The organism is Nocardia sp. IFM 10818 (genome assembly GCF_054655275.1).
In genome coordinates, this window is the sequence record NZ_BAAHJH010000001.1 from 5,656,380 (window position 1) to 5,670,754 (window position 14,375).

At 68.8% G+C, this 14,375-nt stretch carries 16 protein-coding genes; 7 read left to right on the forward strand and 9 right to left on the reverse strand.

Annotated elements, in window-relative coordinates:
* Nucleotides 1–38: 38 nt before the first annotated feature.
* A complete protein-coding gene (locus tag ACYQ5L_RS26365) occupies nt 39–935 on the forward strand; it encodes a sigma-70 family RNA polymerase sigma factor (protein ID WP_379202454.1) in 897 nt (298 codons plus the stop codon).
* A gap of 34 nt (nt 936–969) precedes the next feature.
* Here ACYQ5L_RS26365 and ACYQ5L_RS26370 read toward each other — a convergent pair whose 3' ends face one another.
* Nucleotides 970–1,533: a TetR/AcrR family transcriptional regulator gene (locus tag ACYQ5L_RS26370; RefSeq protein WP_459960968.1), complete on the reverse strand. Its 564-nt coding sequence runs from the start codon at nt 1,531–1,533 to the stop codon at nt 970–972.
* A 110-nt stretch (nt 1,534–1,643) separates the two neighbouring features.
* Here ACYQ5L_RS26370 and ACYQ5L_RS26375 point away from each other — a divergent pair, with 110 nt between their 5' ends.
* Nucleotides 1,644–3,086 (forward strand): FAD-dependent monooxygenase, encoded by a 1,443-nt coding sequence (locus ACYQ5L_RS26375; protein ID WP_459960969.1) that lies wholly within the window; start codon nt 1,644–1,646, stop codon nt 3,084–3,086.
* Between the two features lie 21 nt (nt 3,087–3,107).
* Here ACYQ5L_RS26375 and ACYQ5L_RS26380 read toward each other — a convergent pair whose 3' ends face one another.
* From ACYQ5L_RS26380 to ACYQ5L_RS26395, 4 genes are all read right to left on the reverse strand, one after another.
* Nucleotides 3,108–3,341 (reverse strand): hypothetical protein, encoded by a 234-nt coding sequence (locus ACYQ5L_RS26380; protein WP_459960970.1) that lies wholly within the window; start codon nt 3,339–3,341, stop codon nt 3,108–3,110.
* Nucleotides 3,342–3,402: 61 nt separating this feature from the next.
* A complete protein-coding gene (locus ACYQ5L_RS26385; RefSeq protein WP_459960971.1) occupies nt 3,403–3,693 on the reverse strand; it encodes a hypothetical protein in 291 nt (96 codons plus the stop codon).
* A 38-nt stretch (nt 3,694–3,731) separates the two neighbouring features.
* Nucleotides 3,732–3,941, reverse strand: coding sequence for a hypothetical protein (locus ACYQ5L_RS26390; protein WP_459960972.1), 210 nt, complete (start codon nt 3,939–3,941; stop codon nt 3,732–3,734).
* Nucleotides 3,942–4,019: 78 nt separating this feature from the next.
* Nucleotides 4,020–5,270 (reverse strand): serine hydrolase domain-containing protein, encoded by a 1,251-nt coding sequence (locus tag ACYQ5L_RS26395; RefSeq protein WP_459960973.1) that lies wholly within the window; start codon nt 5,268–5,270, stop codon nt 4,020–4,022.
* Nucleotides 5,271–5,479: 209 nt separating this feature from the next.
* Here ACYQ5L_RS26395 and ACYQ5L_RS26400 point away from each other — a divergent pair, with 209 nt between their 5' ends.
* Together ACYQ5L_RS26400 and ACYQ5L_RS26405 are read left to right on the forward strand one after the other, a co-directional pair.
* Nucleotides 5,480–6,862, forward strand: coding sequence for an alpha/beta hydrolase family protein (locus ACYQ5L_RS26400; RefSeq protein WP_459960974.1), 1,383 nt, complete (start codon nt 5,480–5,482; stop codon nt 6,860–6,862).
* Nucleotides 6,863–6,901: 39 nt separating this feature from the next.
* Nucleotides 6,902–7,513, forward strand: a complete 612-nt coding sequence (locus ACYQ5L_RS26405) for a class I SAM-dependent methyltransferase (RefSeq protein ID WP_459960975.1) — start codon at nt 6,902–6,904, stop codon at nt 7,511–7,513.
* 52 nt (nt 7,514–7,565) lie between these two features.
* On the opposite strand, the gene ACYQ5L_RS26410 is transcribed toward ACYQ5L_RS26405, so the two are convergent.
* From ACYQ5L_RS26410 to ACYQ5L_RS26420, 3 genes are all read right to left on the reverse strand, one after another.
* Nucleotides 7,566–7,964: a VOC family protein gene (locus tag ACYQ5L_RS26410; protein WP_459963546.1), complete on the reverse strand. Its 399-nt coding sequence runs from the start codon at nt 7,962–7,964 to the stop codon at nt 7,566–7,568.
* Nucleotides 7,965–8,113: 149 nt separating this feature from the next.
* A complete protein-coding gene (locus tag ACYQ5L_RS26415) occupies nt 8,114–8,794 on the reverse strand; it encodes a response regulator (RefSeq protein WP_459960976.1) in 681 nt (226 codons plus the stop codon).
* The gene (locus ACYQ5L_RS26420; RefSeq protein WP_459960977.1) at nt 8,776–10,479 is read right to left on the reverse strand and encodes an ATP-binding protein; all 1,704 of its coding nucleotides are present in this window, start codon (nt 10,477–10,479) and stop codon (nt 8,776–8,778) included. Before ACYQ5L_RS26420 ends, ACYQ5L_RS26415 begins: the two co-directional genes overlap by 19 nt.
* A 159-nt stretch (nt 10,480–10,638) precedes the next feature.
* Here ACYQ5L_RS26420 and ACYQ5L_RS26425 point away from each other — a divergent pair, with 159 nt between their 5' ends.
* From ACYQ5L_RS26425 to ACYQ5L_RS26435, 3 genes are read left to right on the forward strand one after another with little or no spacing between them, the layout of a single operon-like run.
* Nucleotides 10,639–11,445 carry an ABC transporter ATP-binding protein gene (locus ACYQ5L_RS26425; RefSeq protein WP_459960978.1) on the forward strand — a complete coding sequence of 269 codons (807 nt, stop codon included), beginning with the start codon at nt 10,639–10,641 and terminating at the stop codon, nt 11,443–11,445.
* On the forward strand, nt 11,435–12,322 hold the full coding sequence (locus ACYQ5L_RS26430) for an ABC transporter permease (RefSeq protein ID WP_459960979.1): 888 nt from the start codon (nt 11,435–11,437) through the stop codon (nt 12,320–12,322). Before ACYQ5L_RS26425 ends, ACYQ5L_RS26430 begins: the two co-directional genes overlap by 11 nt.
* 6 nt (nt 12,323–12,328) lie before the next feature.
* Complete coding sequence (locus ACYQ5L_RS26435) at nt 12,329–13,381, forward strand: ABC transporter substrate-binding protein (RefSeq protein WP_459960980.1); 1,053 nt, start codon at nt 12,329–12,331, stop codon at nt 13,379–13,381.
* Nucleotides 13,382–13,445: 64 nt separating this feature from the next.
* Here the strand turns inward: ACYQ5L_RS26435 and rarD are convergent, their stop codons facing one another.
* The gene (gene rarD / locus ACYQ5L_RS26440) at nt 13,446–14,354 is read right to left on the reverse strand and encodes an EamA family transporter RarD (protein ID WP_459963547.1); all 909 of its coding nucleotides are present in this window, start codon (nt 14,352–14,354) and stop codon (nt 13,446–13,448) included.
* Between the last annotated feature and the right edge of the window lie 21 nt (nt 14,355–14,375).

Genomic DNA, 14,375 nt, shown 5'->3' on the forward strand with positions numbered 1-14,375 from the left:
CATTCATGATCGACAGAAGACATCCGAGAGGGAAACACGTGAACGAGCTCGAGTTCCTGGCCGACCGGTTCGAGGACCACCGCGATCATCTGAGCGCCGTGGCGTACCGGATGCTCGGCTCGCTCACCGAGGCCGAGGACGCGGTGCAGGAGGCGTGGCTGCGGCTGGCCGGGACCGACGCGGATGCCATCGACAATCTGGGCGGCTGGCTCACCACCGTCGTCAGCCGGGTCTGCCTGGATGTGCTGCGCTCGCGCCGCTCTCATCCGGAGGAATCACTGGAGGCGCAGCAGCTGCCCGATCCGGTCATCACCCGCGACAGCGAGGCGAATCCGGAACAGCAAGCGCTGCTGGCCGATTCGGTCGGCATGGCGCTGCTGGTGGTGCTCGAATCGCTGAGCCCGGCGCAGCGCCTGGCCTTCGTGCTGCACGATATGTTCGCCCTGCCCTTCGATCAGATCGCCCCGATCGTCGATCGCACGCCGCAGACCGCGAAGAAGCTGGCCAGCCAGGCGCGCCGCCGCGTCCAGGGCGAGGTGCCGGTGCCCGATACCGACCGGGCCCGGCAGCGCCGGGTCGTAGACGCCTTCCTGGCCGCGGCGCGCGACGGCGATTTCCATGCCCTGGTCTCGATTCTCGATCCGGAAGTGGTGCTGCGCGCCGACGCCGGCGCCGCCCTGCCGGGTGGTCTGCAGGTGCTGCGCGGCGCGGCCACGGTGGCCGGGCAGGCCGAGACCTTCCAGCGCATGGCGCTGCTCTGCACCACCCACCCGGTGCTGGTCAACGGCCTCTCCGGTCTGGTCAACACCGCCGCGGACGGCGCGGTGGTCTCGATCATGAGCTTCACCGTCGCCGGCGACCGGATCGCCGCCATCGACCTGCTCGCCGACTCGGACCGCCTCGCCCGCCTCGATCTCGCCGCGATCCTGGACTGACGGCGAGAACGCCTGCGCCCCACGGCCGGACCGGCTAGCGGCCTCCGGTGAGATAGCGCTGGACCGTGGGGCCCAGCCAATCGATGAGTTCCCCGGTGGTCATGGCGACCACCGGCGGGACGCGCAAGACGAAGCGGCACAGCGCCACTCCGAGCAGCTGGGTGCCGACCAGGCCCGCCCGCGTCGCCGCCTCCGCCGGATCGATGCCGCGCGCCTGGATCATCGGCACCACCTGGCCCGCGAAGATGGCGCGCATCTTCTCCGCCGCACCCTCATTGGTGACCGCCGCGCGCAGCAGCGCGGCGAGGGTCTCATCGGATTCCCAGCGCTGGATCGCGAAGCTCACCAGGGCGTGTCCGAGCCCGTCCTCGGGAACATCGGCGAAATCCGGTAGCGCCAGGTCGAATTCGGCGGCCAGGGCGAAGAGCTTGTCCTTGGAGCCGTAGTAGCGCATGACCATGGCCGGGTCGATGCCGGCGTCGGCGGCAATGGCCCGGATGGTGGCGCGGTCGTAGCCGTCGCGGGCGAAGCGTTCGCGGGCGGCGGTCAGGATCGCGGCGCGGGTCGCATCGGACCTTCTGGTTCGTTCCGCAGTCATGTCAACGAGTGTAGGCCAACATGTGTTGACCAAACAGGACGGGGCGCTTACAGTTGTCAACAAGCGTTGGCCAACACAAGTTGACCTGATCGAAAAGCTTGGAGCACATTATGATTCCGGAAAAGACCGATGTCCTGGTTATCGGTGGCGGACCTACCGGACTCCTGCTCGCCGGGGATCTCGCCCGCGCCGGAGTGGCCGTCACCCTCGTGGAGAAGCACGCCCACGGCTCCGACCTCACCCGCGCCTTCGGCGTGCACGCCCGCACCCTGGAACAGCTGGACGCGCGCGGCATCGCCGAGGAGGTGCTCGCGGGCGGCGCCACCATCGACAAGCTGCGGCTGTTCGACCACGCCGAGGTCGATCTGGGCAAGCTCCTCGACAGCCGCTTCCCCTACCTGCTCATCACCCCGCAGACCCATGTGGAGGACGTACTCCGCAAGCGCGCACTGGAATTGGGCGCCAATCTGGTGACCGCGGCCGAGTTGATCACCTTCACCGACACCGGCGACGGCGTGGACGCGCAAGTGCGGCACGCGGATTCGGTGCACACCGTGCGGGCGCAGTACCTGGTCGGCGCGGACGGCTACCACAGCCGCGTGCGCGAGACTCTGGGCCTGGAGTTCCCCGGCAAGTCGGTGCTGAAGTCCATCATGCTGGCCGATGTGCGGCTGAGCGAACCGCCCACCGATGTCCTCGCGGTCAATGGCGTCGGCGACGCCTTCGCCTTCGTGGCCCCCTTCGGCGACGGCTGGTTCCGCATCTTCGCCTGGAACCGCCGCAACCAGCTGCCCGATACCGAGCCGGTCACCCTCGAGGAGCTGCGCGAGGTCGTACAACGCGCCCTCGGCACCGATTTCGGCATGCACGACCCGCGCTGGCTCTCGCGCTTCCACAGCGACGAACGCCAGGTCGAGCACTACCGGGTGGGCCGAGTCTTCCTGGCCGGCGATGCGGCGCACGTACACTCCCCCGCCGGCGGCCAGGGCATGAACACCGGCCTGCAGGACGCCGCCAACCTCGGCTGGAAACTCGCCGCCGCCGTACAGGGCTGGGCCCCCGACGGCCTGCTCGACACCTACCACGCCGAACGCCACCCGGTGGGCCAGGAGGTGCTGCGCAGCAGCGGCGCCATCATCCGCGGCGCCATGCTGGAATCCAAGATCGGCCAGCTGGTGCGCAATACCCTCGCCGGCGGCGCACTCTCGCTGCCGCCGATCGCCCACAAGATCGCCGGATCCATCTCGGGCATCGGCTTCACCTACCCGCACCCGCACGGCGCGAACCACCTGGTCGGCACCCGCGCCACCGACATCCCCCTCACCGGCGACACCGGCCGCCTCTACGAGGCCCTGCGCGCAGGCGCCTTCGTCCTGGTGACCCCCACCCCGGTGGCGGTGAACGGCCAGGGCGAGCGCGTCCGGGTCGCCCTCGCCGCCGACCCGGACCAGCGCCCCATGCTGATCCGGCCGGACGGCTACATCGCCTGGGTCGGCGCTCGCGGCCAGGCCGATCTCGATGCGGCCCTGGCGGATTGGGTCCACTCGGCCTAGGCCGCGCGGGGAGCCCATCGCTCACACCGCTGCCGGGGGCAGGCCGCCGCGGATCTGGCGAATCAGTTCCGCGGCGGCCCCGGACGTGTGCAGCCAGGCGCGGAAGTCCATCAGATCCGGGTGGGCGGCGCACAGGGCGGAGATGTCGTCGGTGGAGATGAGGTTCACCGGGACATCCGCTCGGACAGCGAGATTCACCAGCAACTGGCCGTCGGGGGTGACCATGGGGCGGTTGAAGGCGGCGAAGTTCTCCATGAAGAACACCGGGCCGCCGTTTCCCCCCTCGATCCGCGGTAGCGGCCCAAGCACCGCACCATCAATCGTTCAGATCGAAATACGCTTTGAGCGCCGCCCGCAGGTGGATCATCGATGCCTCGTCGAGAACGCCGTGTCGCTGCGTAAACCAGGAACACGGGAACGCGGCGATGTCGTACACCGCACCTACCGCTGCCCGGCCGGGGATGGGCACCGACAACAGGTTTCGTGCCGACGGCACGGTCTCGGTGTCGCGCACCCGCGCGATCGCTACCGCGTGGTCGGCGTGAATCGAATCGGTGCCGGTGATGACGACGCCGAGATATTCACGAGTGAGGTTGGCCGCCTTCACGGTGACCGTCCAGATTTCACCTTGTGCGGGCAATCCGCTCACTCGGCTGCCCACATGTCGGCGGCGGCGACAGCGGCATCGGTGGTGAACTGCTCGTCGTCGGTGGTGCGTGACGCGGCAGCGGCGGCAATTTCCCGGCGGATCATGTCGCGGCGAATGAGCGCATTGATGTACGCCGAGGCGTTGTCGAGATCTTTGATGTAGGCGGCGGTGTCATCGGCGAAGCTGACCGAGCGTTTCAGCGTCATGACACCCACGGTAACACCGCCGGTACGATCGCGCGGTCGGATCATAGACTTCCGTCTTCGGTGACAGCGAGGCCTCGATCAGGCCGCGCGGCGCTCGGTGCGTGTGGTGGTGCGGCGCGCGGCGCGTGCGCCCCGCACCACCAGCGGCAGCACCCACGCTGACGCCAGCTGATCGGATCCGATCGAACCGATGCCCAGTCGGTTGTGCACGAATCCCACGGAGATGCCGGTTCCGGGATCGGCCCAGCCGAAGGAACCGCCCATGCCGATATGGCCGAAGCCAGTGCGGGCGCCCGGCATGGGGAGCGAGTGGTAGCCCATGTGCCAGAGCATCGGGATGTAGAACAGGGCGTGGTCGAGGCGGTAGGACTCGATTCTGCGCATGGCCTTGACGGTGCGCGGGGAGAGGAAGCGGCGGCCGGCGATCATGCCCTCGTTGGCCAGCGGGCTGTAGAGGGTGGCCAGGCCGGTGGCGGTGCAGACGCCATTGCCGGCGGGCAGTTCGGTGGCGAGGATGGGCGGGGTGTCGCCCTCCAGGAAGGCGTCCAGGCCGGGCAGGAACAGGGCGCGCGCGGCCGCACCGGGAGCGCCGGGGAAACCGTAGGCGCGGCCCAGCACCAGCGAGACATAGGTGGTGCCGACCGGGGCGAGACGGTTGCCGAGCAGGATGGCGGCGGTGGTCGTGCTGCCGACCGGCGGGGCGCCCAGGTGAATGCCATCCGTGCCGAGGGGTTCGGCGATCTCGGTGCGGAACAGTTCGCCCATGCCGCGACCGGTGACGGCGCGGGCGAGGCCGGCCAGCAGCCAGCCGAAGGTCAGTGCGTGATAGGTCGGAATGCCCAGCAGGTGATCGGGTTTCGCGGCCGCGAGGCGCTCCTCCATGAGGCGGTGATCGAGCACGTCGTCGAGGCCGCGGGCAATGGGCGGCAGCCCGGACAGGCCCGCGCGGTGCGAGAGCAGCTGCCGCACCGTGATCCGCTCCTTGCCATGGGCGGCGAATTCCGGCCAGTAGGCGGCGACGGGCGCGTCGTAGTCGAGCAATCCGCGATCCGCGAGCCGGTGGATCACCGTGGCGGCAATGCCCTTGGTGGCCGAGAAGACGATGGATCCGGTGTCGGGTCCCCACTCCCGGCCGGGCGCGCTGTCGCCGACCCGGATCTCGACGAGCGGTTCGCCGTGCCGGAGCACCGTGAGCGCTCCCCCGCCTCCGGGATGACCGCCGACCAGGCGCGCGAAAGTTCGTACCAGCGGACCGAATCCGTCGACCGCGTACCCGCCCACACCGGTGGGTAGGTCCGAGAGTCCCGGGGAGGAAGCGACATTGCTCACCCTCACCACGGTACGAGCGGATACCAAGGCTGGGCAATGACTGGATCAGACAGTTATTCCCTTTGCCTCAGAGGTTATTTCGAGTGTCCGAAGGGTAATGGACATGTGACCTCGACCAGCGAGGTCGTGATCACGGCGGCCTGATCGGGCCCGCCGCGGACCCGCGCGGATCGAGTCCGGACCGCCGGGTCGGTGCGTACCCTGGGATCATGCGCGCGCTGCGGTCGCTGCTGCCGGCCCTGCTGGTCGTCATCGCCTTCGTGCCGGGCTGTTCGCAGACCCGGCCCGAGCCGGCGCCACGTGTCACCGGGGACTGGCACGGCACCATCGAGATGCCGGACAACCGGCTGGCGGTGGGCGTCAACTTCACCAATGACCGCCGCGCCACCATCGACATTCCGGTGCAGAATGTCATGACCCTGCCGCTCACCGAGGTGCAGACCGATCGGAACCTGGTGGCCTGGGCGATCCCCGAGGTCCCCGGGGACCCGTCCTTCCAGGGCAGCTACGACGAGGGCGCGAACCGCATCACGGGCGAGTTCACCCAATTCGGGAAGCAGGCGCCGCTCACGCTGATCCCCGGGCGGGTGCCGACCCCGCCGCGGCCGCAGGAACCGCAGCCGCCCTTCCCGTACCGGTCCGAGGACGTCGGCTATCGCAGCGGCGAGATCACCGTCGCGGGCACGCTGACCCTGCCGCAGACGCCCGGCCCGCATCCGGCCGTCGTGCTGGTCACCGGCAGCGGGCCGCAGGATCGCGATGAGAATCTACTGGGCCACAAGCCGTTCCTGCTGCTCGCGGACGTGTTCACCCGCGCCGGGTATGCCGTGCTGCGCACCGACGATCGCGGGGTGGGCGGCACCGGGGGCACTCTCGACCACTCCACCTATCAGGACCTGACCGACGATATCGCCGCCGGGGTGAGCTTCCTGCGCGGCCGCTCGGAGATCGACGGCAAACGCATCGGTTTGCTCGGCCACAGCGAGGGCGGCTACCTCGCGCCACTGGCGGCCACGCGACCCGACAGCGGAATCGCCTTCGTGATCCTGCTGGCCGGGCCCGCGGTGACGGGCTCGGAGGTGCTGCTCGAGCAGACCGAGCTCATGCTGGCCGCGGAGGGCGCGACACCGAAGGAGGTGTCCAGCGAGATCGGCTTCCTGTCCGGGCTGTCCAATATCTTCCGCATCGGCGATATGGAGGAGGCCCGCCGGTTCGCGCATCGCCACAATGAGAACCTGCCCGCCGAGCAGCGCGCGCCCAAGGAGGCGGTAGACGCCTTGGTGACCCAGTACATGGCGTCCCTGGTCGTCTACGATCCGGCGCCGGCGCTGTCGGCGCTGCGGATTCCGGTGCTCGCGGTGTTCGGCGGCAAGGACATTCAGGTGCCGGTCGCCCAGAACGAGGGCCCCATGCGCGCCCTGCTGGCCGCCGGCCCCGATGCCACCGTGCACGTCTTCGACGGCCTCAACCACCTGTTCCAGGCCGCGGACACCGGGCTGCCCGCCGAATACGCCACCATCGACACCACCATCGACCCGCAGGTTCTCGACTACCTCACAGCCTGGCTGACCCGCGTCGCTCCGCCGCGCTAGATCGTGGCGCGCACCGGCTTCCGCTGGGACAGTGGTGTGGTGGGAATTTACGAAGACCGGGTGCTACCCCGGTTCGTCGATCTGACGTGCGGCTCGAAGTTTCTCGACCCGATCCGGAAGCAGACCTGCGCCGGGCTGCACGGTCGCGTGGTCGAAATCGGATTCGGGTCCGGGCGCAATGTGCCGTTCTATCCGGAGGGGGTGAAGTCCGTCAGCGCGGTCGAGCCCGCCGATCTGGGCTGGCGGATGGCCGCGAAGCGGCTCGCGGCCGCCCCGGTCCCGGTCGAACGGGCCGGTCTGGACGGGCAGTCGCTGCCATTCGAGGACGACAGCTTCGACTCGGCGCTGTCCACCTGGACGCTGTGCACCATCCCTGATGTGAAAGCGGCGCTTTCGGAGGTGCGGCGGGTGCTGGTGCCCGGCGGCACTTTCCACTTCGTCGAACACGGACTCGCGCCGGACCGGAAGGTGCAGGTCTGGCAGCACCGGCTCAATCCCATCCAGAAGGCCTACGCCGGCGGCTGTCACCTCAATCGCGATATTCGCGGACTGGTCGAGGGCGCGGGTTTCGAGATTCGCGAGATCGATCAGTTCTACCAGTGGCCGAAGACCATGGCTTCCCTGACCCGGGGCGTAGCCGTCTCCGCCTGAACGACGCAGCGCCCGCCGCGTCGAATACGCGGCGGGCGCTTGCTTTCGGATGCTAGTTCGGCCAGCCGCCGTACGGGACGGTGATCAGCTCCAGGTAGTGGCCACTGGGATCCTCGAAGTAGATTCCGCGACCACCGTCATTGTGGTTGATCTCGTTGACGCCCTGCTTGCGCGGGTCCGCCCAATAGGTGAGCCCACGCTCCCGGATCTTCGCGTAGGCCGAATCGAATTCGTCCTCCGAGACCAGGAATGCGTAATGCTGCGGCTGAATGCCACCCGGCAGATCCGGGGGCACCGTAGCGAGATCGAAGGTGACGCCGTTGCCTACCGCGATCGGAATGAACGGCCCCCATTGATCTCCCACTTCCAATCCGAGAACGTCGCCCCAGAATTCGGCGGATTCCCGGTTGTCCTTGCATCCGACAATGGTGTGGTTGAACTGAATAGTGATTGGATTTCTCCTGTGCTCGTGGCGGTCCCGACCCTGGACCGGTACAAGTCGGCCGACAGGAGCACCGCCACGCATTCGAAGTTAGCCAAATCCCCTCGGCTTCGCCAAGTCCCCTGTGGCAGAGGCCACATCGGCGCCGAACCGCCCGGTCAGCGGGGTGCGGAGTACTCCTGTTCCGGGCGGCCGGTGGACCCGTAGCGCAGCTGCATGCGCAGGCCGCCGGTGGCGACGAGGGCGGCCAGATAGCGCTGGGCGGTGGCGCGGGAGATGCCGATGGCCGCCGACACCTGGGCGGCGGACATGGGCACGGCCGAGCTGCGGACGGCTTGCAGGACAAGATCTTTCGTCGGGGACAGGGCGGCCGCGGCGGCAGGGGCGGACGAACCGCCGGAGGGGGCGGCGGGGCGCAGCGCCGCCAGGGCGGACTCGACCTCGGCGGCGGAGACCTCGGGGGCCGACAGGATGCGGCGGTAGCGGGCGTAACCCGCCAGACGCGCGGCGAGGGTGGCGTGGTCGAAGGGTTTGACCAGATAGGCGAGGGCGCCGGCGGACACGGCCGCACGGACGGTCTCGGATTCGGTTGCGGCGGTGAGCATCATGGCGTCGCAGCGGAGCTCGCGGACCAGGTCGACCCCGGAGCCGTCGGGGAGGTAGACGTCGACCAGGGCCAGGTCGAAGGCGTCGGCGGCAATTGCCTCGCGGGCCGCCGCCAGGGTGTTCGCGGTCGCGCCGATGGCGAATCCCGGCAGCGCCGAGACGATTCCGGCATGCAGGTTCGCCACCCGGAAATCGTCGTCGACGACCAGGACGTTCAGATCTCCTCGGCCCACGCCGATTCACCTTCCTTCAACACACACGGCAGGCGGGCAATGAATTCCGCGCCCTTCAATGCGAACTCGGGACCGCGCGCGGGATCTGCCAGCCGGACATCGCCGCCCAGTGCGCGCGCCACCTGACGTGACAATGCCAGGCCGACGCCGCGACCGCCCGGCACGCCGCTGTCGGGCCGGGTGGACATGCCCTCGGTGAATACCGAATCCACCAATTCCGGCGGCACTCCGGCACCGCTGTCGGCCACGGCGATGTGCAGCGTATCGCCCTCCTCGACCAGCTCCACTTCCACGATTCGCTGCGCGGCGGCCTCATCGGCGCGGGCGGCGTCGATCGCATTGTCCAGCAGGTTGCCCAGTACGGTCGTGACGTCCACCGGGGCAACGAGATTCGCGTCGACCCAGGTATTCGGCCCGAGGCGCAGCTGCACGCCGTTCTCGCGAGCATGGGCGGCCTTGGCCGCCAGGAACGCCTGCAGGTACGGGTCGCGGATGGCGTCCACGCCCGGCATGGCCGCCCCCAGCGGTCCGGAGCCGAGCAGGCCGTCGAGATAGCGGGCCGCCTCCTCGGGGCGGCCGGTGTGCAGCAGGCCGCTGAGCAGATGCAGCCGGTTGGCGAACTCGTGCCGCTGGGCGCGCAGCACCGTGCTCATGGAGCGGACCGCATCCAGCTGGCGGGTCAGGGATTCCACATCGGTGCGGTCGCGCACGCTGAGCACCGCGCCGAGCGGGCGGCCCTCGCGCGTCACGGTGCGGGCGGTGAGGACCACGATGCGGTCGCCGACCGCGGCCTGCACGGGCAGGCCGTCCGCGGTCCGGAAGGCCTCCAATACCCGTGGGGTGAGGCCGATTCCGTCCACGGCATCACCATTGCCCGGGTCGATGCCGAGCAGCCGGCGGGCCTCGTCGTTGACGACGGTGACGCGCCAGCGGGTGTCGACGGCGACCACGCCCTCGCCGATACCGTGCAGCACGGCGTCCTGTTCCCGCACGAGCTCCGCCAATTCGGACGGTTCGAGGCCGAGCGTCAGGCCGTGCCAGCGACGAGCCAGCAATACCGAGGCGGCAACGCCCGCCAGCAGTGCGCCGCCGACGAACAGGCCCGCCTTGCGCAGATCGCCGAGCAGTTGCTCCCGCACGGCCGTGGTGGAGATGCCGACGCTCACCTCACCGACCACGCGGCCGGTATCGCCGGTATCCGGTGCGAGCACCGGCACTTTGGCGCGCACCGATTCGCCGAGCGTGCCGTGCTCGCGGATCACCACCTCCGCGCCCGCCAGCACGCGCGAGGGATCGGTGCTGACCATCTCGCCCAGGCGCTCCGGATCCGGATGCGCGAGGCGCAGGCCCGCATCGTCGGTGATGACCACGAACAACGCGCCGGTCCGCAGGCGCGCCTCGTCGGCGATGCGCTGTAGCGATCCGTCCGTGAGCTCGCGCTCCCAGTCCGGTCCCGATCGCGGGGGCGTCGCCGCATGCCGCGCGACCTCCTCCCGGACTTCCGGGTCCGAGGCCACGGTGCGGGCGATGGCCAGGGCCCGCTGACCGTATTCGTCGGAGAGCCGCTGATTGCTGACGTAGGCGAATATCCCGAAGGCCAGGCCGAGGGTCAGGCCCACCACGCCGATCTGCAACAGCACGATCTGGGTCCGGAGCCGGACGGAGCGGGGGCCTAGCGAGAACACGGCCGTCAGTCTAGACAACGCCTCGCAACTCCGAGCAGAACGCGCAAAACGTCCGAATTGCCTCTTGTGCGGGTAGCGCACACAACCCGGTCCGGTGTGACCCGGGCCACCTACATTCGCTTCCACGCCGCACGTGCGGCAGGACACAGGAGCTAGAAAATGACCAATCCGCTCATCGAACTGCGAGGCGCCACCAAGCGCTTCCCGGGGACCAATGGCGGCGTGCACACCGCGGTGCGCGACCTGAACTTCACGGTCGCGCCCGGCGAGTTCGTCGCCGTCGTCGGCCCCACCGGCTGCGGCAAGTCCACCACGCTGTCGCTCGTCTCCGGGCTCGAGCCCGCCTCGGCCGGACGCACCCTGGTGCGCGGTGCCGATGTGCGCGGCATCCCGGATGGCATCGGCTACATGTTCCAGCAGGATGCCGTGCTGCCGTGGAAGACCGTGCTCGACAATGTCGCGCTGGGACCGGCCTTCACCGGCGTCGCCAGGAAGCAGGCCCGCGAGCGCGCGGCGGCCTGGGTGGCCAAGGTCGGATTGGCCGGGTTCGAGGGCTACTACCCGCATCAGCTCTCCGGCGGCATGCGCAAGCGCGTGGCGCTGGCGCAGACCCTGGTGAACGAGCCGGAGATCCTGCTCATGGACGAGCCGTTCAGCGCGCTGGACGTGCAGACCCGCCAGCTCATGCAGGACGAGCTGCTGCGGGTGTGGTCGGGCACCGGGTCGGCGGTCATCTTCGTGACCCACGATCTGGAGGAGGCCATCGCGCTGGCCGACCGGGTGGTCGTCATGACCGCGAGCCCGGCCACCGTGTGCGGCGATTTCCGGGTCACCCTGGACCGGCCGCGCAATGTCGAGGAGGTAAGGCTCACCGAGGAATTCCGCGACCTTTACAAGGAAATCTGGGAAACGCTGCGCGATCAGGTCGAGGCGGCTCGTATGAAGGGAGCGGCCCGTGTCGCTTGATGTCATGCCCAGGATCGCCGAGACGGCACCAGAATTCGTGGCCGAGACCGAGGAGCGGATCCTGGCGCGGGTGCGCACCTCCGCCCGCCGCGCCAAGGCCCGCACCTGGGGGCTGCGCGCCCTGCTGGTGGCGCTGTGGCTGGGCTCCTGGGAGCTCACCGCCAGCCTGTGGATCGACCCGTTCTTCTACTCCAAGCCCTCGCTGATCTGGGATCGGCTGGTCGAATGGTTCACCGAGGGAACGCAATTCGGTTCCATCTGGCTGCAGCTGTACACCACCGTGCAGGAGGCCGTGCTCGGCTTCGCCATCGGCACGGTGGCCGGTGTGGTGCTGGGCGTGCTGCTGGGCCGCAGCCGCTACTGGGCCGATGTGCTGGCGCCGTTCATCAAGGCGCTCAACGCGGTCCCGCGCATCGTGCTGGCCTCGCTGTTCATCATCTGGTTCGGCCTGGGGCTGAGTTCCAAGGTGGCGACGGTGGTGGTGCTGGTGTTCTTCGCGGTGTTCTTCAATGCCTTCACCGGCGCCCGCGAGGTGGACGGCAATGTCATCAACAATGCCCGCATCCTGGGCGCGAGCCGCCGGCAGGTGCTGACCTCCATCGTGCTGCCCTCGGCCACCACCTGGATCCTGTCCAGCCTGCACACCGCCTTCGGCTTCGCGCTCATCGGCGCGGTGGTCGGTGAATACGCCGGCGCCAGCAAGGGTTTGGGCCTGCTCATCTCGAATTCGCAGGGCACCTTCGACGCGGCCGGCATCTACGCGGGCATGATCATCATCACCGCGGTGGCGCTGATCGCCGAGTGGATCATCGGCATGGCCGAGAACCGGCTGCTGAAGTGGCGGCCCTCGCAGGCCTCCGCCGGGCACGGGATGTGAGGCGCGATGAGGTATCGCAAGTCTCTCGCCGTCATTCTGCTCGCGGTCTCCGCGCTGCTGCTGGTGACGGGTTGCCGTGATTCCCGGCGCATTCCGATGGAGAACGGGCGACCGCAGATCACCATCATGGTCGGCGGCCTGGAGAAGGTCATCTACCTGCCCGCCATGCTCACCCAGCAGCTGGGCAACTTCGAGCGCAATGACATCGATGTGAAGCTGCTCGGCGAGCAGTCCGGCGCGAATGCCGAAACCGCGCTGCTCACCGGCGATGTGCAGGGCGTGGTCGGCTTCTACGACCACACCATCGATCTGCAGGCCAAGGATCAGTGCATCCGGACCGTGGTGCAATTCGCCGATGTGCCGGGCGAAGTCGAGCTGGTGTCCACCGAGGACGCGGCAACCATCAAGTCGCCCAGGGATTTCGCGGGCAAGAATCTGGGCGTCACCTCGCTCGGGTCGTCCACCGACTTCCTCACCCAGGGCCTGGCCGGTCAGGCGGGGCTGAGCACCGAGGACTACACGCGGGTGAAAGTCGGTGCGGGACAGACCTTCATCGCGGGCATGAACCACAATGGCATCGACGCGGGCATGACCACCGACCCGACCGTGGCCAAGATGGTCAGCTCCGGTGAGGCGCAGATCCTCATCGATATGCGCAATGAGGAAGGCACTCGCGCCGCTCTGGGCGGGCTGTATCCCGCTGCCTCGCTGTACATGCGCTGCGAAACCGTCGAGGCGCATCCCGATATCGTCCAGAAGCTGGCCAATGCCTTCGTGCAGACGCTGCGGTGGATCGAAACGCACTCCCCCGAGGAGATCGCGGCCAAGATGCCCCCGCAGTACGCGGGCGGCGATCCGGAGCTGTACGCCAAGTCGGTGCGCGATTCCATCGTCATGTTCAACGGCGACGGGCTCATGAAACGCGAAGGGGCGGAGAACGTCCTGCGCATCCTGGGCGAGTACTCCCGCAATGTGAAGCCGGTCCGCGACCGCATCGACCTCGACAAGACGTATACCAACGCCTTCGTCGAAAGGGCTCTGCAGGCGACAGCGCCCTAGCCGGAGGCCCGCCACACCCCCCGGTGAGAACCGCACACCTCTTTCACGAGGTGTGCGGTTCTACTCATTCCGGGATCATGACCGGCGTACGGCGGGAACGCCGCAGCGCGTCACCGGTGAAGATGGCCAGCGCCAGCCAGATGAGCGCGAACCCGGCCCACCGCGACGGCGGCATCGCCTCGTGCACCACCAGCACTCCCCAGGCCATCTGCAGGGCCGGAGTCAGATATTGCAGCAATCCCATGGTGGACAACGGCACTCGCGGCGCGGCCAGCGCGAACAGGATCAGCGGCACCAGCGTGACCGGCCCGGTGACCATGAGCAGCGCCGAATGCGACCAGCTCGACCCGAAACTCGCATTCCCGGTCACCGCCAGCGCGACCATGATGGCCACCGCGAACGGCGCCGCCACGATCCCCTCGGCCGCCAGCCCCGGCAGCGCCTCCAGCCGGATCACCTTCTTCACCAGCCCGTACGTCGCGAACGTACACGCCAGCACCAGCGCGATCCACGGCGGCCGTCCATAGTCGACCGTCAGCACGATGACCGCCGCCGCGCCCAAACCCAGTGCCACCCACTGCATCCGCCGCAACTTCTCCCGGAAGATGATGACCCCGAACGCCACCGTCACCAGCGGATTGATGAAGTATCCCAGCGCCGCCTCCACCACCTGCTCGGACATGATGGCGTAGACGTACACCCCCCAGTTGAGCGAGATGGCGAGCGAGGCCACCGCCGCCAGCCGCCAGGTCCGCCCGCCGGCCCGCCACAACTCCCGCATCCGCCCCGCAACCAGCAGCGCCAGCATCGACACCACCAGCGTCCACAAGATCCGAGACGCCAGTACCTCGACCGGACTCGCGAACGTCAGCAACCCGAAGAACGCCGGAAAAGCCCCCCAGAGGAAATAGGCCCCGGCCCCGAACGCCACCCCCACATCCCGGCCCGCACTCCCCCGGTGATTCTCGGACACTGCGGCGGCCCCGGTCTCCGG

Bases quoted from the DNA above. Each gene is read 5' to 3' on its own strand.
- ACYQ5L_RS26370 (WP_459960968.1), bottom strand. From the start codon at position 1,533: ATGACTGCGGAACGAACCAGAAGGTCCGATGCGACCCGCGCCGCGATC.
- ACYQ5L_RS26375 (WP_459960969.1), top strand. From the start codon at position 1,644: ATGATTCCGGAAAAGACCGATGTCCTGGTTATCGGTGGCGGACCTACC.
- ACYQ5L_RS26380 (WP_459960970.1), bottom strand. From the start codon at position 3,341: ATGGAGAACTTCGCCGCCTTCAACCGCCCCATGGTCACCCCCGACGGC.
- ACYQ5L_RS26390 (WP_459960972.1), bottom strand. From the start codon at position 3,941: ATGACGCTGAAACGCTCGGTCAGCTTCGCCGATGACACCGCCGCCTAC.
- ACYQ5L_RS26400 (WP_459960974.1), top strand. From the start codon at position 5,480: ATGCGCGCGCTGCGGTCGCTGCTGCCGGCCCTGCTGGTCGTCATCGCC.
- ACYQ5L_RS26425 (WP_459960978.1), top strand. From the start codon at position 10,639: ATGACCAATCCGCTCATCGAACTGCGAGGCGCCACCAAGCGCTTCCCG.
- ACYQ5L_RS26435 (WP_459960980.1), top strand. From the start codon at position 12,329: ATGAGGTATCGCAAGTCTCTCGCCGTCATTCTGCTCGCGGTCTCCGCG.